This is a genomic window from Pseudoalteromonas sp. PAST1 (assembly GCF_021532515.1).
GTDB classification, from domain to species: domain Bacteria; phylum Pseudomonadota; class Gammaproteobacteria; order Enterobacterales; family Alteromonadaceae; genus Pseudoalteromonas; species Pseudoalteromonas simplex.
The window spans coordinates 1-19,324 of record NZ_JAKGBH010000018.1 but is presented as its reverse complement, the minus strand read 5'-3'; the positions used below and the strand labels follow the sequence as shown (position 1 = coordinate 19,324).

Below are 19,324 nucleotides of genomic sequence, written 5' to 3'. Positions count from 1 at the left end.
TTGTTTCCTATGAGAAGTTAAATCACAGAACTAATTTCATGTTTTAGTCGTATTAACTAGTAGGTAATTAATTCACCAACCATAATCAGCATGCTATGCTAGTTAAGTGTCTATAAGTTTATGGATTTTCAATGAGATATTACTTTTGTTTAGTGTTTTTTTTGTTTTCAACATCGTCTTATGCAAGTGCTTTGCTTGATGTAAAGCCAAGCAATAAAACGCAGTTTTTGGCTTTGATAAAAGATAAACAAGGCAATTATAAAGTAAAAGAGGGTAGCGATGCGGTTTGCCAAAACGCATCCTTTGCATTGATAAAAGAACCTACGCAAGGCTTTAGGTTAGGAACGTTAATCGACTTTAGTGACTTACATAACGGAACCCAGGTGAAGAAGATCCCTAACTACTGTGTTGTCAGTTCGAAGTTAAAATACTTTGTAAATGGCATTGTTAGAACTAAGCGCTATTTTCGCTGTGATAATGAAGGCGACAACGGTTCAACAACAGAAGATCTGCGTTTTAAAGATAATGCCGATATTACTTACACGCTGAGTAAACCTGACGTGTCTTGTGTGTTTGAAAAGCAATAATAGTTTCCCTCACACAATTTTAAGCCTATGATGGCTTTATTTTTTAACTGATAATTCTATGACTAGCCAATTTATTCAAGCATTTTTAGTGCTTGCTGCTTTTTATATAGCAAGCCTTATTATTGACCGCGCTATTAAACAGTTTCAACGTCGCTTTGATTCAACCGCTCTTGAAACTTTTCGGCTGATTTCTAACTCGCAGCGCGCTATTTTATTATTCATTGGTATTGTGCTGGCGTTATCGAAACTGGGTTTTGACGTAGCCGCGTTAGTTGCTGGCTTAGGCCTAACAGGCTTTGCTTTGGGTTTTGCGTTGAAGGATGCTATTTCAAACCTAGTCGCAGGTGTCATGATTGTGCTTTATAAACCCATTAAGCTTGGTAATTACATTGAAGTGAGTAACTCAAAGGGCACTGTGATTGATCTTAATTTGCGCTATATCACAATTAAAGGCGAGGGAGCGGTGCATTTAATTCCTAATTCTTTAATTTTAAGTAATAAAGTGTCAATCATTGATCGCGAAGACGATTAATCACAAATTTTAGCCATAAAAAAAGCAGCCTAGGCTGCTTTTTTAAGTTTTAGCAAATTACATTTGAGATTGCAGGTAATTCTCAAGCCCTGCGGTTTTGATTAACTGCTGCTGTGTTTCAAGCCAATCAATCTGTTCTTCTTGCTCATTTAAGATGTTATCTAGCGCTTCACGGCTGATGTAATCTTTTTTCTCTTCAGCAAGTTTAATTGCCGCTTTAAGATCAGGTAATGAATCAAGTTCAAAGCTCATATTCGCTTCGATCATTTCTTCAGAGTTTTCACCTATACGTAGGCGGCCTAAATCTTGTAAATTTGGTAAACCTTCTAAAAACAAAATACGCTCAATTAAACGGTCGGCGTTTTTCATTTTTTGAATAGATACTTTGTAATCAGCTTTGTCTAATTTTGAAAAACCAAAATCTTTAAACATACGAGCGTGTAAAAAGTATTGGTTAATACCTACTAATTCATTCGCTAATACTTTATTAAGTGCAGCAATGACGCTTTTATCACCTTTCATACAATTAGCCTCTATTCGCCCATTTGAGATTGATGGTAGTTTTGGCTACCAATTTTGTCGATTAGACCAAGCTGTTGTTCTAACCAGTAAACATGATCTTCTTCTGTATCAAACAATAGCTTCTCAAGCACTTCACGTGATTGATAGTCTTTTTCTTGTTCACAGATGGCAATGGCTTCTTTAACACAGTCAACCACTTCTAGCTCAAGTGTAAGGTCATTTTGCATCATGCTCTTTACGTCTGAGCCAATTAAAAGGTCACGACGCTTAGTCATGTTTGGTACGCCTTCTAAAAACAGAATACGTTTGATCAACCAATCAGCGTGATCTTTTTCTTCTTCCATTTCGTGGTTAAGGCGCTCATACAGCTTATTTAGGCCCCAATCGTCATACATACGAGAATGAATAAAGTATTGATCTATAGCAGCTAATTCGTTTGCGAGTAGTTTGTTAAAACTATCGATGACTTTTTGGTTACCTTTCATAATGCTGTCCTCAAATTCCAAGTTGCGGTAATTGTAGTATATAAAAACAAGATTGCAAACTTTTTCCTTTGTAAATCAGTTGTTTACTATTGATTGTGATTCTCGTTTAAGTTTGCGTTAATGGTTGATAAATGAACAGTTTATCGTTTCTATTCTTAAATGAAAAAAGCCCTTACTAAGAAGGGCTTGTTGTTCTAAACAAAGTTTAATTTAGAAACTATAGGTTGCACCAAGTGTCACAGTGGTACCTAAACCTTTAATGTTATAGCCACCGTAGGTGTATGACTGGGCACGGGCAGGGTAGTAATCATTGTTAAATAGGTTTTCTACCCCCATAAACGCTTGCCAGTTATCGCTAAAGTTATAGCGACCGCTTAGGTTGAACAGGTTGTAGCTGCTAATTGGCCCTTGGTCGCCAACATAGTCGCCGTCTGCATTTGGTTCAAAGCGTTTGCGTGAACCCACATATAAATAACTCACCGTCAGTGATAATTCATCATTAGGCTGCCAGTTTAAGTTAGCAGTGCCTTTTGGTGGGCTTATTTGGCGCGAACCTAAGTAAATGTCGTCTTCGGTGTTTTTACCTTCAACATAGCTGTAAGTTGCAACCAGTTTTAGAGTTGGGTTAATTTTATAATCAACTAATGTTTCGTAACCCCAAATCTCTTGCGGTGCACGTACCGGCTCATACACACCGGTTACTTCATTAAAGCTGTTTGTGGTGCCAAACTCTGATGTACTGCGGTAAGCAGCAAATTCAAAACGTAAGTCATCAAACTGCGAGGTAAAACCAATCTCATAGTTATCTATGATTGATGCTTCTGTTTGAATTAAGCCAATATCATTTACCGTTGCTGCACGTAATAGGCGGCCAATATCTGAGATATCAGAGCCTTGTGAATAATTGGCAAACGGGCTGAAGGCCTCAAGTAAATTGTATTTCACACCTACATTATAAGTGGTTGCATCATAATCTATGGTGTCACCCTTTACACTAAGCGGCACTGAGCACTGTGTTTCTGAGCGGCAAAGCTTTAAGGTTTCATAGTCATCAACGGTTAAATCAATGCTCTCTTGGCGCACACCCGCTTTAATAACTAAATCATTATTGATAACCCATTTTGTTTGTAAAAAGCCAGCAAGGCTTTCCATATCCATTTCTGGTACCCAAACACGGCCATCTACAAGTGGCTGAGACGTCACATCATTCAGTGCATCTAGGCCATAAATGAAGGTAGCTTCAACATTGTCAAAATCAACAAGGGTATTAAAGGTAGCGCGCGCCCCTTTCTTTTCAGAGCGAATAATTGATTGGCCGCCTTCGTAGCCTTCGTCTGGGTTAGCTAGGTTGGTAGAAAAGAAAAACACGTTCTCGATGTCTTGCATGTAAAGATCGAGCGTCATTTGGGTATTAGTAAACAGGGCATAGTCTGTGTATTTTAAGGTAATGTTTTCGTTACCATCTGGGCCTTGTGGTTTACCTTTCTTTTGCAGCTCTTTAGGTACATGAATGGCATAGGTTTTTTCGCCATCGTTTAGGTTACCAACTACGTCACCTAAATCGGTTTTTTGTTGAGAGCTAAAGTAGTTATAGCTAAATTGCAGTTGCTTCTCATCGTCAAAATCATAACCTAGTTTGGTGAAGTAGTTTTCGGTTACTGCATCAGATAAACCATATTGTAAGCCAAGAATATCGCCTTCTGCGTCACGTTGAACACCATTTTCTTCGTAACTTGCGGTAAATAAGTAGCTAACTTTATCAGCTCGGCCGTTAATCGCTGCAGAGACACGGGCACCAGCGCTTTCTTCAAGTTTTACTGCACTAAAGCGTGAAGATAGGCTAATTTCACCTTCAGGCTGACCATCACTTGTTGCTTGTTTTGTGATGTAGTTAATAATACCGCCCGATGCACCATTTCCATAAACAGAGGTAGCCCCTTTGATCACTTCAATACGTGCAATGGCACTTGGGTCGAGTGTTTTGACCCCTAACGAGCCGTTTCTGAGTGGTGTAGATTGTGGCACACCATCAATCATCACAAGTGGTGCACGGCCACGTAAACTCTGACCTGTATTACTCGAACTACCTGTATCAGGTGCAAGACCAGGTACCATTTGCGCAAGTAAGCTTTGTAGTTCTGGATTAACTTTTAAATGCTCTTCAATTTGCTTTTGGCTAATAATCGTGACAGAAGCGGGTACTTCATCAATGCTTTCAAATACACGGCTGCCCGATACAACAACGTGTTCCATTTCTTCTGCGGTAAGTTTTTTATTGATGGCATTATCAGCAAATGATTGGCCGCTAATTGCAAGAGCGACCAGAGTAAGTGAGGTTTTTAACATGCTTGTCCTTGTTAAATCGGTATTTATTATGTGATTGTGCGGCAGTCTAAATGTAAAGAAGTGTAAAGGCAAGGCTAATGATAATTGTTTGCAATAATTAACTGTGTTGTTTTGTACCTACTTTTTAAATTAGTTATTAAGCAAATAGCTATTAGGTTTAGCAAGAAGAAAGATGTATTTTTAGTTTAAAAAGCGTTTTAAGTCGTCAGGTATAGGCATTGGTTTGAAAGGGCTAACATTAGTGCCGCCGGTGTTACCGAGTGGTACCCAAATACGCGAAAATACAATTGAAGCAGCCATACGAACAAATTGGCCAATTATTTCCTTGGTATTATGGGTTTTAAAACCAATTTTACACATCCACCAATGTGAGTAAGTGTGCGGAATAATATAGCTTTGACCGAGAATATGAGCCCGCTCTAAGTGATAAAAGGCGGTTGTGTAATCTGCTTTCTCATAACTAGTTCTAGCCAATATCATTTCGGTGTTAAAGGCATTTTTGAGCTCATTATTCATGGCGAATGGTATGTTTAGTAATGGTTGTTTATTTGTAATGCCGTTTGTACCAAAAGTAAACACCTGAAATCGTGAAAAACAACGGTGATAAAGCAAATAGTAACCACAGTAATTGCACGATAGAGCCTGCAAAATCACCAATATGAAACTTATATTTAAAGTTCCATGTTTGCGTGGTCCATGAGCTTTGGCTGGCATCATAGCTTGCAACAATATCTGCTGAATATGGGTTCGCCCATACCCAACTATAGGCATGGCTTTCACCCGGGTTCTCTATTCTAAAACCTATGTTATCAGTTGGTTTTTTCGGTAAATAAATTCTAAATAACTTACCCTCAGGAAATACAGTTTGTGCGTTTTCAAACGCTTTTTGCACTTGTAAAGGCGTGTCCGCTAAAGGGGGAATAACGGCTGGCGGTTTAGGTCTCTCTTCAACAGTGCCTTGCATCACAAATTCTAATACGGCTTTGGTTTGTGGCTTCCAGTTAAACGCCATACCTGTGTAAGCGATTAAAATGAGTGGAATTAAAAAATACACACCCAGAACGGTATGTAGCTGATACATTAACACTCTGAATTTTGCTTTACGCTTAATAGCCAAACGTTTAATACGATTTTTTGGCTTAACCCAAATATAAAAGCCAAGCAGAATCTCAAAAATGAGTATTAGAGCACATACCGAAACCCAATTTCTTAGCGGGCGGTTCTTATCGGCATCTTCATAAAGCAACCAGCGGTGCAAAGCCATGGTAAAACCATAAATCGTGCTGTAGTAATCGTACTCATGTAGAACTTGACCATTGTATGGGTTAACACTGACATAGCGGTTATTAGCTAACTGTAATTGCCAGGCAAGATCACTGCGCTGCTCAGGCATTAACAGGGTAACCGGTTGTTTAGTTGAAGCTGAAATATGTTTTATGAGGCTATCAAAATCAAGTGCTGAAGCCGCTGGTGTTACAGTCCATTTATCGCTTTGAGTAAGGTATTGAATGTCTTTTGCGTAAATAAGCAACGCACCGGTCAAACTTAAACAAATCAAAAATAAACCGCTTACTAAGGCAAGCAATAAATGCGTACGACGTAACCACAACTTCAACAAGGTTTGTTCCTTCAGTTTGCTGTCAAAACAAAACTGAATAGTAAATGATAACGCGTAACATTTACACTAAAACTTGTTCAATGGTGCAGCTTTCAATTGCAAAGTTATCATGCAAAAAGTGACGTATTTCATCGTTATTGATGTTGTGCTTGGCACTAAACTTTAGCTCGCAATGAACGTGATGATCGTCTATTTGCCACGTTTTGAGATAATCAATATCAGTAATTGCAAATTGGGTTTTGAGCTCAGTAATAGCTGCTGTTAAAGCAAAATTATCAGGGGCTGCCTGCATCAATATTTTACTGCTCGCTATTAACAGCAAAACACCATGGTAAATGACATACAAAGAAATCAGCATAGTGGCAATTAAATCAACAATATACCATTGATAAAGAATAATTAAGGTACCTGCTATGATCACCACCACTGAAGCTAATGCATCAGACACATTATGTATAAACGCAGCACGAATATTCATACTGTCTTTAGCACCTGCTTTGTAAGTTAAAAGGGCGGTGACAAGGTCAACAACTAGCGCAAAACCCGCAACCCAAATGATGATCCAACCATCAATGGGCTCAGGGTTTAAATAGTTGGAGATAGCTTCAACAATTAAGTAACCACCAATCACAATTAAACTTAAACTATTAAATAAGGTTGCTAAAATTTCAGCGCGTTTATAACCGTATTGATAACGATCATTGGCAGGTTTGGCACCAATTTTTCGGGCGATTAGGGCAATGAATAACGACGAGGCATCACTTAAATTATGCAGTGCATCAGCAATTAACGATAAGCTGCCAGAAACAAGGCCGCCAATCACCTGCGCAACAGTTAATAACACATTGATTGCAACTGCCAGCATGAGTTGGCGGGTGCTTTGGTTATTTGTATCGTGATGATGGTGGTGGTGTCCGTGTCCCATAAAAATACCGAGTTATTGATTTGCTTTATTTTTATACCATGCGTGCCGTGGTATTGAAATGTTTGTAATGATTTGTCGTGTACAGATTATAATTTACTGTTCAAATGCCGGTGGATTTGTTAATTTAGCGCCGTTGTACCAATTTTTAGTTCTAATTTTTAGGCTCAATGTGAAAGCTGCATTTATTATTTTGATTAGCGTATTATTGCTCCAGCCACTGCTGGATAGCTTTGATGTGGCCGATCATAATGCTGCGTTTAATCACACCTCGGTACTGTTATCAGAAGAAATTGACCTTGAAGCCCATTGCGCAGCCAATGGCGATCACCAGTTACATCAATCAGAGCATGCCGAGCTTAGCAAACAGTTGTCTGACTCAGCCGAGAAAGGCCATTGTCATGTTTGTCACAGCCCTGCGTTTGTCGATTCGCTGCAATTGTCTGAACCTACTGATGTTTATTTCGCTAAAATTGAATCACTTGATTTCAACTTCAAATCGGCTGACTTAGCACCGCTACATCGCCCACCTATTTTAGCTCTTACTTAATCCAAAACCTTTTTTAGATTTTAGTTGGGCTTAGCCCATTTTAAGTAAGAGACACTCTATGTATTTAAGAAATTTTATGCGTTATGCATTGCTGTGCGTATGCTATATGACTGTGACAAATATTTATGCGACAGAGCAAGCGCATTACCACCAAGAAAATGAGCAAGCTTAGCATGCTAATGAAGTCAGTTTAACTGAGCAGCAACAGCAACTCGCTAATATCAAAGTAGAACGCCTTGTACTGAAAAAACACAAGCAAACCTTGTATGCACCGGGCGAAATAAAAGCCAATGGCTACGCCAGTTATGTGGTGTCACCGCGCGTTGATTCTATCGTTGTAAAACGCCATGCCTTATTAGGGCAGCATGTAAATAAAGGAGACTCTTTAGTCACTTTATTTAGTGGCGAAGTGGCTAGCCAGCAAACAGAATTTAGATTAGCAGAAGCCGAGTGGCAACGCGTTACTAAAATGACCGCAGGCACAGTCAGCGAAAAACAAATCTTAACTGCCAAAGCCGAATATGAAGTGGCTTATAGCCGGTTAGTTGCCTTTGGTTTATCAAAACAAGCTATTGCACAAACACTCACCATAAGCCCAGAAAAACTCGGTGAATACACCTTATTTGCACAAACATCGGGGGCTGTTTTAACCGATAACTTTGCCCAAGGTCAGCGAGTAGATTCGGGGATTGAGCTGATGCTAATAGCCGATGAATCTGCGCTTTGGGTTGCTGCTCAGCTTTCAGCTAATCAAGACCGTACTATCAGTAATGGCTCTACGGCGCTTTTAGAAGTTAACGGCAATCGCTATCAAGCAAGGGTTATTCAAGAAGCACATACCATTGATGAACAAACACGTTCACGAACCGTTAGGCTCGAGGTAAAAAACACCCAGCATAGTTTGCACTCAGGCATGTTTGCGGATGTGTATTTTCATTTTGAAACAGACCAAGAGGTACTTGCCGTACCTGAAAACGCATTAACACGCAGTGCAGATGGTGACTGGCAGTTATTTGTCGTTGATGACGATGGTGGCTTTGCTGCCCAAGAAGTAACCCTTGGCAGACGTTTTGGTGATTATCGCGAAGTGTTAGGTATTAAAGCCGGGCTTGAAGTTGTCACCCAAGGTGCTTTTTTTATTGTATCACAGCTAGCTAAAGGCGGATTTGATCCGCATAACCACTAGAGGTGATACATGTTTAATTTATTAATAGAGGCGGTGATAAAGAACCGTTTACTGGTTGTATTGGCCTTGCTTGCAGCGATTGCAGTGAGTGCATTTATGATCCCAAAACTTAATTTAGACGCCTTTCCTGATGTGACGAATGTGCAAGTTGCAGTGAATACCGAAGCGCCAGGGCTTGCGGCTGAAGAAGTAGAGCAGCTGATCACATACCCGATAGAAGCGGTTATGTATGCGCTGCCCGATGTAGAGCAGGTGCGTTCTATTTCTAAAACAGGGTTATCGGGCGTCACTGTGGTGTTTAAAGAAGGCGTCGATATTTACTTTGCTAGGCAACTGGTTTTTGAACGTTTGCAGTCTGCTAAAGAGTTGATCCCAGATGGTGTGGGTATGCCAACCATGGGCCCTAATACATCAGGACTTGGACAAGTCTATCAGTATTTACTTGAAGCAAAGCCAGATGCCAACATAGATAGCATGGCATTGCGTAGTTTGAATGATTGGGTGGTTAAATTACTTATATTACCTATTGATGGTGTGACCGATATTCTGTCATTTGGCGGTGAGGTAAAGCAGTATCAAGTGAACATAAACCCCAATAAGCTCCTTGCTTATGACTTAACACAGCAAGATGTTAGTAACGCACTAGATGCTAACAACAGTAATGTGGGTGGCTGGTATATGAACCGTGGTCAAGAGCAGCTTGTTATTCGTGGTACAGGTTGGTTTACCCCAGGCGAAAAAGGGCTTGCTGAGATTGCACAAACACCTATCAAAACCATTGATGGGACGGTTGTTCAAGTGGCTGATGTTGCGAATGTTGAGCTTGGTAGTGAAATTCGCCAAGGCGCTGTCACCTTATCTAAACGCAATGAACAAGGCGAAATAGTCAATCGTGGTGAAGTGGTGACTGGTATAGTGCTCAAGCGAATGGGCGCTAATACCAAGCAAACGATTGATGGCATTAACGCGCGTGTCGAGATGATAAATCAAGCACTGCCAAAAGGGGTTGAATTTAAAGCCATTTACGACCAAGCAGAGCTTATAAGCCAAGCGGTACAAACGGTTATTGACGCACTGCTTTTAGCTTTTGTATTTATTATCATTGTATTAGCGCTATTTTTGTTGGATTTAAGGGCAACATTTTTGGTGTTGTTGTCGATCCCTATCTCGATAGGCTTAGCACTGAGTGTAATGGCATGGCTTGGCTTGTCGGCAAACTTAATGTCGTTAGGTGGGATTGCTGTTGCAATCGGTATGCTGGTAGATGGCTCTGTTGTGATGGTTGAGAATGTATTTAGGCACTTAGGGCTTAAACATAATCAACATAAGCCTTCTTCGCAGCTGGTGGCTATTGCTGCAAAAGAAGTCGCACGGCCTATCTTTTTTGCCTCTTTGATCATACTAACGGTATTTTTACCGCTGTTTAGCTTTGAAGGCGTTGAGGCGAAGTTATTTCAGCCAATGGCTGTAAGTATTATGCTTGCGATTATTAGCGCTGTGATCGTTGCCTTGGTTGTGGTGCCAGCTCTGTGCGTGTACTTATTTGCCAAGGGCGTGACAGTAAAGCAAAGTATTCTGTTAAAACCTATCGATATGCTTTATCAACGGGCTTTACAAAAAGCATTGCAGGCTAAACGTAGCGTTTTAGCTATAGCAGGGTTATTACTGATTGTAGCGGCCATTATGCTTCCAAGGTTGGGTACTGAATTTGTGCCAGAGCTTGAAGAAGGCACTATTAACCTTCGTGTGACACTTGCTCCATCTGCAAGTCTCGATACGGCAATCTTAGTTGCACCAAAGCTTGAAGCCATGCTGCTTGAATTTAGTGAGGTGGAATATGCGCTGAGCCGGATCGGTCGGGCTGAAGTGGGGGGAGATCCTGAACCGGTTAATAACATTGAAATCTATTTAGGCTTAAAACCTCATGAGCAATGGGTAAACGCGAAAACGCGGGTCGAATTACAGCAACTAATGGAAGCCAAGCTTGAGCAGTTCCCAGGGCTTTTGTTTAACTTTTCGCAGCCCATAGCAACCCGAGTCGATGAGCTTTTATCCGGTGTTAAAGCGCAATTGGCCATTAAATTATTCGGCAGTGACCTAGGCGTTTTAACTGAAAAAGGCCAACAAATTGAGCAGCTAGTTCAGCAAATACCTGGTGCTAAAGATGTTGCTATGGAGCAAATAGGCGGTGAAGCGCAGCTGATAGTTAAACCTAACCGTTTGGCATTGTCGCGCTTTGGTTTATCGGTGTCTGATTTGATGGATGTAGTTCAGCACGGTATTGGCGGGCAATCTGCAGGGCAAATCATTAATGCCAATGAGCGCTATGATATTTATGTGCGTATAGCAAAAAGCTTTCGGCAAAACCCGAATGTGGTTGCTGATCTTCGACTGCGAACCCCAGCGGGTGCCATTGTTAGGGTAGGGGATGTGGCCGATGTACAAATAGAGTCTGGCGCTCCACAAGTTCGTCGCGATGATGTTCAAAGGCGGGTGGTTATTCAAGCGAATGTGCAGGGGCGAGATATGGGCTCTGTAGTTGCCGATATACGCGCTGCCATAGCCGATAAAATACAGCTACCAAGTGGTTACAGTGTAGCCATTGGTGGGCAGTTCGAAAACCAGCAACGGGCACAGCAGCGGCTGATGATAGTAGTGCCAGTAGCCTTATTACTCATTGCGTTATTGCTGTATTTTGCCTTTAGTAACCTATCGCAAGTGGTACTTATTCTTGTCAATGTTCCTTTGGCTGTGATTGGGGGAGTGATTGCATTGTATGTCTCTGGGCAATACTTGTCTGTACCCAGCTCAGTAGGGTTTATTACACTATTTGGTGTTGCGGTATTGAATGGTGTGGTGATGGTCGAAAGCATTAATCAAAGGGTTAGTGCAGGAGATAGCAAAGATAAAGCAGTATTTGAAGGCGCAGTTTCACGGCTTAGACCCGTACTTATGACCGCGCTTACTTCAATGCTTGGGCTAATTCCAATGCTACTTAGCACAGGAATAGGCGCCGAAATACAAAAGCCCCTTGCCACGGTTATTGTTGGCGGCTTGGTCAGTGCTACCTTTTTAACTTTATTTGTACTTCCGGTTCTTTATAAGTCGATGAGTAAATAAAGCATATGGGGCTAACTTTTAGTAGCCCCTTTTTAATGCCGTGTATTTCTGTAAAGGGCGTTTACACCATGCTAAAGCCCTTATAAACTGGGCGTTACAATAATGATGTAAAAAAGGAATACAGAGTGAGTAACGCAATTACAATTCGTCCGGCAGTCGCAAGTGATGCTGCAACAATCCTACATTTTATTACCGAACTTGCTATCTACGAAAAAGAACCCGACGCAGTTAAAACAGACGAGCAAGCTATTTTAAAAACGTTATTCAGTGAAGGTGCTACAGCTCACAGTGTTATTTGTTTAGACGGCGACACGCCAATTGGTTTTGCCGTGTATTTTTATAATTACTCTACATGGCTTGGCAAAAATGGTTTGTATTTAGAAGATCTTTACGTCAGTGCAGATAGCCGTGGTAAAGGTGCTGGTAAGCAAATTATGCAATATCTCGCTAAGCAAGCTCTCGAAAAAGACTGTGGTCGCTTTGAGTGGGTGGTACTTGATTGGAATAAACCAGCCATTGATTTTTACGACAGCATTGGTGCTAAACCGCAAAACGAATGGATTATTTACCGCCTAACAGGCCAAGAGCTTATCGACTTTGCGCATCAATAAGTAATGTTGTTATAGCTTAAAATCAACAAATAACAATATAAATAAAAATCATTTGCATTTGATCTTTTCTATGTGTAGTTTAAATACACATAGAATGATTGGTATAAGTGCAGGTGATTTTTATGACTCAAACAACACGCCACACACCGTTAACCTCGAACGCCATTGATGACGCGCTTGCCCCTTGGCAAAGTGCAATTTATCAAGGCAACTTAGCATTTGAATCTGGTGAGCTTATTACTGCGCGTGATCATTACACGGTTGCCAGCAGCTGCGCTGAAACACTACTCGCACAGTTTTCTAATTTTCCAATCAACCATTCGGTAACTCGCTCGTTAGAGCATTGTATTGCAGCATTTGTTGTTGCCACTTTGAATCTTGCCGACACATTTAAAGTCATGCAAAAACCAGATAAAGCCTGCACCTGGCTATGCCATGCTCATCAACGATTAAGCGCGCTGTTAAATCACCCAGAGCAGCAGGTTCGCATCTTGGTGCTGCACCATCATCACAAAACCTATTATGAGCTGGTTAAGTTTGCCAGCATGGCATCGGCATTTCCGACACTCATTAACCGAATCAACCAGCTATTAGCTGACCATCCCCATAAAACGCAGTTATTACATTAACGATAAGGAATCAGTATGCCTTTTACATTACCCGATTTAGCTTATGACTATGATGCACTTGAACCGCACATTGATGCGAAAACCATGGAAATACATCACACCTTGCATCATCAAACCTATATCAATAAAGCGAATGCTGCACTCGAGGGCAGCCATTACTCTGAGCAAGATGCTGAAACATTACTACGCACTATTTCATCAATGCCTGAGTCTTTACAAAAAGCAGTACAAGAGCATGTGGGTGGCCATCATAATCACTCATTATTTTGGCAAGTTATGTCTCCTAATGGCGGCGGTCAGCCTAGTGGTGAATTAAATACAGCAATTGTTGAAGCATTCGGTAGCTTTAATGAGTTTAAAGAACAATTTACGAATGCAGCGGTAAGTCGCTTTGGCAGTGGCTGGGCGTGGTTATGTGTTGATGAAAATAACCAATTGATTGTTGAAAGTAGCTTCAATCAAGATAGTCCACTTATGCAAAATCACATACCTATTTTAGGGCTAGATGTGTGGGAGCATGCATATTACTTGAAGTATCAAAATCGTCGCCCTGAATATATTGCGGCATTTTACGAAGTGATCAATTGGCCGGAAGTTGAACGCCGATATCTAGCCGCAGTTAAATAGCTGTTTAAATAGTTAAGGTCCGAAACTGGCTAGTCAAAAAATAATATTCAGTTAAGCTAACGGTATTAGCGTGTAACGAGAATAATTATGACTAGCCAACAATGGCAAACAGCAAGGCAAAGCCGCGACCCACGCTTTGATGGGGTGTTTTTTGTGGCGGTAAAAAGTACTGGCATTTATTGCAGACCCATTTGCCCCGCACCAACGGCACAAGAAAAGAACGTTGAATACTACCAATACGCGCACTTAGCTGCGCAAGATGGTTTTCGGCCATGTATTCGCTGTCGCCCAGATAGTGCACCGAATAGCCCAGCTTGGCTAGGTACTAAAACCACCGCATTACGCGCAAAACAACTGATTGATAAAGGTGAGGCCTACGATTGTGAGGTTTTAGCAGACAGGCTAGGGGTGTCGAGCCGTTATTTACGCCGTTTGTTTAACCAACACTTTGGACTCTCGATCACCCAATATCGATTATTTAACCAATGCAATTTTGCAAAGCAGTTATTACAAGAAACAGATTTATCGGTGGCAGATATCGCATTTGCTTCTGGCTTTAATAGTATTCGTCGTTTTAATGATGCTTTTTTGAAGCAGTTAAATATCGCTCCTTCAAAGTTACGCAAGTCAGATAAAAAACCAAGCGCCACGCTAACCTTAACACTGGCATTTAGGCCGCCTTATAACTGGCAAGCACTGCATGACTTTTTGCAGCGCCGTTTAATTAGTGGCCTAGAATGGCTGAGTGCAACGAGCTATGGTCGTACTTTTAAAGACAAATATTGCCAAGGGCAATTCACTGCGCATTTTGTTGAGCATAAAAACCATTTTAAAGTGGCGATTGATATAGATAACACCCGTTATTTACAGCAAGTGATCCATAACATTCGTCGTGTGCTTGATTTAGACGCCGACACGCAAACTATTGAACAGCATTTAGATGCAGAGCTTAAAGGCGCAATGCCGCTTTGTGTTGGGTTGCGTTTGCCGGGAATTTGGTCAGACTATGAAGCGGGCATACGTGCGGTTCTTGGTCAGCAAGTGAGTGTTACTGCGGCTCACAATCTCGTAACTCAGCTTGTGAATGAATTTAATCAGCAAAGTACTAACCACTATTTTCCAAGCCCTGATTGGGTTGCCAATTCTGAACTCGACTTTTTTAAAATGCCACAATCACGCAAAGATGCACTACGGCGTTTAAGTGCTTATTGTCAGCAAAACCCAGAGAATCAAGAGCTTGATAATTGGCTTGAGCTCAAAGGCATTGGTCCGTGGACAGTTAATTACGCCAAGCTACGCGGTCAAAGCCACCCCGACATTTTACTAGCGGGCGACTTAGGGGTTAAAAAAGCCCTCGCTGGAATAAGCGAATTTAACAGTGAGCACTGTGCACCATTTCGTTCATATTTAACTTTTCAACTATGGCAACAATTATGAGTATGCAACAAGTTATAATGCCAAGCCCCATTGGCGATATTACCATTCAAAGTACAGCAAAAGGTGTCAGTTACGTTGGCTTCTACCCAGTGGTTACGATGCAAACAGAGGCTGTTGATGAGCACACCCTTACACCCATTTTAATGTGTATAAGTGAGCTTAATGAATACTTTAACGGTGAGCGTACACGTTTTACAGTACCCCTTGATACCCAAGGTACCCACTTTCAAAGGCAAGTGTGGCGTGCGCTGATGGATGTTGAGTTTGGTCAAAATAAGAGTTACCAAGAGATAGCACTTGCCATTAATAACCCAAAAGCGGTGCGTGCAGTGGGCGCTGCAAATGGTAAAAACCCGATTAGCATTATTGTACCGTGCCATCGGATTATTGGCGCAAACGGTAAACTCACAGGCTATGCGGGTGGCCTTGAAAGAAAAGAGTGGTTACTGAAACACGAAGGAATTTTGTAAAAAGTTAAATTGCCTTCTACACTATTTAAAGCTTAACTAAATTAGTAACTTATTATGACAGTGATGTTGTTTTTTACTAGAGTATTTTTGTGTACAGGGTTGTTTTTTACTTTTACTTGTTATGCGAAAGAGGCGTCTCCCTTACTAATTAAAATTTGTGTGGCGGATCATAATAAAGCGCCGATGTTTATCGATGCTAAAAACGAAATCCCCATTATTAATAGCCAAGCACAAATTAATACTCTAAAGGAATTAGATCTCGCAATAGATGAAGTTCAATTTCAATACCAACAAATGCCTTGGCAAGAATGTATATCATCAATAAAGCACGGCACTGTTGATGCATTTATTTCTGGTTTTAACGCGCTTAAAAGTGACTATGCTGTTTTCCCTGTTAATAAACAGGGCAAACCTCTCGATAAATATTCATTCGCATCTTTGAGCCAATGTTTAATCGGTAAACGACGTTTTCATTCAAAGTGGAATTCACGTGAGGTATTTCAATCAAAAGCATTCTCGTTAGCTGTTGCTAATGGCCATTTTGTTGGTGATGCTGCAAGTGAAGATGCGTTTTTTATTGAGCACACATTTACGCTACAAACTGCGATTGAACGAGTTGCTCAGGGAAATGCTGATGCAGCACTTGTGATTTGTGAGATTTCTAAGAATAAAGTCGATCTTAGTCAGTACTACCAATTTAAACTTGCTCCACTGTTCCCACCGATCAATACCTCAATAGCATATTTGGCTTTTTCAAATGAGTTTTTCTATAAGCATAAACTAGATGCAAACCTAGTTTGGGAGCAGCTCGCTAGTAAAAAATTGGCAGGGGTTTATGCAAGAATGTTGCAAAATATGAGCTCAGAACAAAACACTCATTATGGGACAAAAGAATAAGGTAAAGGATGATGTTGTCGTTCGATTAGGGTAGCATATTGCGACTTTAAAATTTGGGCAACATCATGGCACAGCTGTACTTTTATTATTCTGCAATGAATGCAGGCAAATCTACCACACTTTTACAATCTGCATTTAACTACCGCGAACGTGGTATGGAACCGGTTATTTTAACAGCGGCTATTGATGATAGAGCAGGTGTTGGCAAGGTGTCTTCACGTATTGGCTTACAGGCTGATGCGCATATTTTTGATGCAGAGAAAGATGTATTTGAGCTAATCAAATCTTTAAATGCAGAGCAAAAGCGCCATTGTATTTTAGTTGATGAATGCCAGTTCTTATCAAAAGACCAAGTAATGCAATTAACGGATGTGGTTGATGAGCTTGGTATTCCAGTGCTGTGTTATGGCTTACGTAACGATTTTAGAGGTGAGTTATTTAGTGGCTCACAATACTTACTTGCATGGGCTGACAAACTAATTGAGTTGAAAACAGTATGTCATTGTGGTCGTAAAGCTAATCATGTACTGCGTACCGATGAGCATGGCAATGCGATTGCAGACGGTAATCAGGTAGAAATTGGCGGCAACGACCGGTATGTATCAGTGTGCCGCAAACATTATAAAGAAGCGTTAAATCTCGGCCGCTAATGCTGAGATAAAGCTATCAATATCTTGCTTAGTGACGCCTAAATGGGTCACTAATCGCAGTGGTTTTCCTGGCGAAAATAACATATTTTGTTCTTTTAGCGCATGTGCCACTGCTTTTAAGTCGATATGTTCGGCAACGTTTGCGTAAACAATGTTGGTATCGATTTGAAAAGGTGATGTATCAAAACCAGCTAACGTGTTTAATTGCTCTGCTAAATACGCCGCGTTATCGTGATCTTCAGCAAGTCTTGTTACGTGATGCTCAAGTGCATACTGACCAGCGGCTGCCAGCATACCCGCTTGGCGCATACCACCACCAAGTACTTTACGCCAGCGGCGCGCTTTATCAATCAGTGCTTTGCTACCTAGTAATAGTGAGCCAACCGGCGCACCGAGTCCTTTTGATAAGCAAATAGACACTGAATCAAAATACTGGGTGATCTCAGTGATATCAACACCTAACTTAACCGCCGCGTTATACACGCGGGCACCGTCTAAGTGCAGAGCAAGGTTATGTTTATCAACACACTCTCTAGCTTGTTTAAGATAACTTAGCGGGAGAACTTTGCCACCAATGGTGTTTTCTAAGCTAAGTAGTTTGGTTCTAGCAAAGTGAAAGTCATCAGCTTTAATTGCAGCCACAACTTTGTTTAAATCTATGCTGCCATCGGCATTATTTTCAATTGGTTGCGGCTGAATAGAACCTAATACAGCGGCACCGCCACCCTCAAATTTGTAGTTATGCGCTTGTTGACCACAAATGTATTCGTCGCCACGTTCACAATGCGCCATTAATGCTAGTAAATTGGCTTGCGTACCTGAGCTACAATAAAGGGCGCTTTCGAAGCCATGGCGCTCAACAGCAAATTGTTCAAGCTGATTAACGCTTGGGTCGTCACCATAAACGTCGTCACCTACTGGGGCGTCATTCATGACCGCGCGCATGGCTGCTGTTGGTTTTGTAACTGTGTCTGAACGAAAGTCGATCATTTTATTATCCTTATACTAGTTCGTTAAGAATGGCTTCGCGGTCGGTTTGGTCAAAATAGCTCCAAGCAATAAAGCGACTTATTTTTTGGCCTTGTGCCATTTTTATAACTTTTACTTCTTTCACATCAAGTGTGCTGAGTAACTTTTTTATATGAGGTAAAGTGTCAGACTTTGAAACAAGTGATGTAAACCAAATACATTGCTCTGCAAACTCTTGGCTCTCAATACACATTTTACTGATAAATTCGCGTTCACCGCCTTCACACCAAAGCTCGTTTTGACGGCCACCAAAATTAAGCGCTTTTTGTGGCGCTTTGTTTAAGTTTTTCCATTTACGTTCAGTACCTGCATTTGCCTGTTGCTCGCTGGCATGAAACGGTGGGTTGCATAAAGTTAGATGAAAGACATCTTTATTCGATATTACGCCCGTAAACATTTTATTGGCGTTACTTTGCTGCTTAACATTTATTTTGAGGCGGTTAAATTGCACAATTTGCTTAGCAATTTTAACAGACAATACATCAATATCTGAGCCTGTGAAGTGCCAGCCATATTCGTGATTACCCGTAAGCGGGTAAATCACATTTGCACCCGTGCCTACATCAAGCACTTTTACTTGCTTACCCGTAGGAATACGACCTTGGCTATCGCTTGCTAATAAATCGGCCAAATGATGAATGTAATCCACTCTGCCAGGAACTGGCGGGCAAAGGTAGTTGTCGGGTAAATCCCAAAAATCGATTTTATAATGGCTTTTTAATAACGCTTGGTTGAGGGTTTTAACTGCTAACGCATTGGTGAAATCAATGGTATCAGTGCCCGCTGGCGTTTGCGTTATATAAGGTGTTAGGGCAGGAGTATCTTTACATAGCAAAGTAAAGTCGTAGCCATTAAAGTGGCGATTTCGCGGATGCATTAAGGAAAACCTATCTGTTAGCCATATCAAAGGCTGATTGTACCAAATAAATTTTTAAAATGTGGGAGTGCTAATCTAATAATCACTTTATCAGTTATTCACTCACGGCAAGATCATTATAAATTGAACTTATAGAGCAAGTAGTGATCAGATCAAGGCATAATAATTACTTGGTCGCATAAATATGAGCACTACTTTTCTGAAACATTTTAATTCAATTACAGATCCT

20 protein-coding genes are annotated in these 19,324 nt (G+C 41.0%); 12 read left to right on the top strand and 8 right to left on the bottom strand.

The genetic code is table 11. The annotated features are described in order from the left end of the window. The first annotated feature begins 131 nt into the window (after window positions 1-131). Complete coding sequence (locus L1272_RS10625; protein WP_054552093.1) at window positions 132-587, top strand: hypothetical protein; 456 nt, start codon at window positions 132-134, stop codon at window positions 585-587. Between the two features lie 58 nt (window positions 588-645). Then, on the top strand, window positions 646-1,119 hold the full coding sequence (locus tag L1272_RS10620; protein WP_054552094.1) for a mechanosensitive ion channel family protein: 474 nt from the start codon (window positions 646-648) through the stop codon (window positions 1,117-1,119). A gap of 57 nt (window positions 1,120-1,176) precedes the next feature. Here L1272_RS10620 and bfr (L1272_RS10615) read toward each other — a convergent pair whose 3' ends face one another. The 6 genes from bfr (L1272_RS10615) to L1272_RS10590 all read right to left on the bottom strand — a co-directional run bounded on the left by bfr (L1272_RS10615) (window position 1,177) and on the right by L1272_RS10590 (window position 7,015). Further along, on the bottom strand, window positions 1,177-1,641 hold the full coding sequence (gene bfr, locus L1272_RS10615; RefSeq protein WP_054552095.1) for a bacterioferritin: 465 nt from the start codon (window positions 1,639-1,641) through the stop codon (window positions 1,177-1,179). A gap of 11 nt (window positions 1,642-1,652) precedes the next feature. After that, window positions 1,653-2,126 carry a bacterioferritin gene (gene bfr, locus L1272_RS10610; protein ID WP_054552096.1) on the bottom strand — a complete coding sequence of 158 codons (474 nt, stop codon included), beginning with the start codon at window positions 2,124-2,126 and terminating at the stop codon, window positions 1,653-1,655. Between the two features lie 210 nt (window positions 2,127-2,336). Beyond that, window positions 2,337-4,472 (bottom strand): TonB-dependent receptor, encoded by a 2,136-nt coding sequence (locus L1272_RS10605; RefSeq protein ID WP_209328336.1) that lies wholly within the window; start codon window positions 4,470-4,472, stop codon window positions 2,337-2,339. 180 nt (window positions 4,473-4,652) lie between these two features. Then, a complete protein-coding gene (locus tag L1272_RS10600; protein WP_209328337.1) occupies window positions 4,653-4,988 on the bottom strand; it encodes a DUF3703 domain-containing protein in 336 nt (111 codons plus the stop codon). 28 nt (window positions 4,989-5,016) lie between these two features. After that, window positions 5,017-6,087 carry a PepSY-associated TM helix domain-containing protein gene (locus L1272_RS10595; protein WP_235373395.1) on the bottom strand — a complete coding sequence of 357 codons (1,071 nt, stop codon included), beginning with the start codon at window positions 6,085-6,087 and terminating at the stop codon, window positions 5,017-5,019. Between the two features lie 64 nt (window positions 6,088-6,151). After that, a complete protein-coding gene (locus tag L1272_RS10590) occupies window positions 6,152-7,015 on the bottom strand; it encodes a cation diffusion facilitator family transporter (protein WP_138617428.1) in 864 nt (287 codons plus the stop codon). 169 nt (window positions 7,016-7,184) lie between these two features. Here L1272_RS10590 and L1272_RS10585 point away from each other — a divergent pair, with 169 nt between their 5' ends. The 10 genes from L1272_RS10585 (at window position 7,185) to L1272_RS10540 (ending at window position 17,189) form a co-directional block, all read left to right on the top strand. After that, window positions 7,185-7,562 (top strand): hypothetical protein, encoded by a 378-nt coding sequence (locus L1272_RS10585; RefSeq protein WP_054552100.1) that lies wholly within the window; start codon window positions 7,185-7,187, stop codon window positions 7,560-7,562. Window positions 7,563-7,782: 220 nt separating this feature from the next. Then, window positions 7,783-8,748, top strand: coding sequence for an efflux RND transporter periplasmic adaptor subunit (locus L1272_RS10580; protein ID WP_328250156.1), 966 nt, complete (start codon window positions 7,783-7,785; stop codon window positions 8,746-8,748). A gap of 9 nt (window positions 8,749-8,757) precedes the next feature. Continuing rightward, window positions 8,758-11,868 (top strand): efflux RND transporter permease subunit, encoded by a 3,111-nt coding sequence (locus L1272_RS10575; RefSeq protein WP_235373338.1) that lies wholly within the window; start codon window positions 8,758-8,760, stop codon window positions 11,866-11,868. A gap of 125 nt (window positions 11,869-11,993) precedes the next feature. After that, window positions 11,994-12,479, top strand: coding sequence for a GNAT family N-acetyltransferase (locus L1272_RS10570; protein ID WP_062565571.1), 486 nt, complete (start codon window positions 11,994-11,996; stop codon window positions 12,477-12,479). Window positions 12,480-12,601: 122 nt separating this feature from the next. Next, window positions 12,602-13,108, top strand: a complete 507-nt coding sequence (locus L1272_RS10565) for a hypothetical protein (protein ID WP_138599957.1) — start codon at window positions 12,602-12,604, stop codon at window positions 13,106-13,108. A gap of 15 nt (window positions 13,109-13,123) precedes the next feature. After that, window positions 13,124-13,735 carry a superoxide dismutase gene (locus L1272_RS10560; RefSeq protein ID WP_235373337.1) on the top strand — a complete coding sequence of 204 codons (612 nt, stop codon included), beginning with the start codon at window positions 13,124-13,126 and terminating at the stop codon, window positions 13,733-13,735. Between the two features lie 87 nt (window positions 13,736-13,822). After that, on the top strand, window positions 13,823-15,172 hold the full coding sequence (locus tag L1272_RS10555; RefSeq protein ID WP_194441066.1) for a DNA-3-methyladenine glycosylase 2 family protein: 1,350 nt from the start codon (window positions 13,823-13,825) through the stop codon (window positions 15,170-15,172). A gap of 2 nt (window positions 15,173-15,174) precedes the next feature. Then, a complete protein-coding gene (locus L1272_RS10550) occupies window positions 15,175-15,642 on the top strand; it encodes a methylated-DNA--[protein]-cysteine S-methyltransferase (RefSeq protein WP_235373394.1) in 468 nt (155 codons plus the stop codon). Window positions 15,643-15,801: 159 nt separating this feature from the next. Continuing rightward, a complete protein-coding gene (locus L1272_RS10545; RefSeq protein ID WP_054552106.1) occupies window positions 15,802-16,539 on the top strand; it encodes a hypothetical protein in 738 nt (245 codons plus the stop codon). A gap of 65 nt (window positions 16,540-16,604) precedes the next feature. Continuing rightward, window positions 16,605-17,189: a thymidine kinase gene (locus L1272_RS10540; RefSeq protein ID WP_054552107.1), complete on the top strand. Its 585-nt coding sequence runs from the start codon at window positions 16,605-16,607 to the stop codon at window positions 17,187-17,189. Here the strand turns inward: L1272_RS10540 and ltaE are convergent. Both ltaE and rlmF read right to left on the bottom strand, forming a co-directional pair. Then, entirely contained in the window at window positions 17,172-18,179 is a 1,008-nt protein-coding gene (ltaE, locus tag L1272_RS10535) for a low-specificity L-threonine aldolase (RefSeq protein WP_235373335.1), read from the bottom strand. The two genes, L1272_RS10540 and ltaE, sit on opposite strands and share 18 nt — an antisense overlap. Window positions 18,180-18,189: 10 nt before the next feature. Next, entirely contained in the window at window positions 18,190-19,095 is a 906-nt protein-coding gene (rlmF, locus tag L1272_RS10530) for a 23S rRNA (adenine(1618)-N(6))-methyltransferase RlmF (protein ID WP_138617422.1), read from the bottom strand. Window positions 19,096-19,324: the final 229 nt, after the last annotated feature.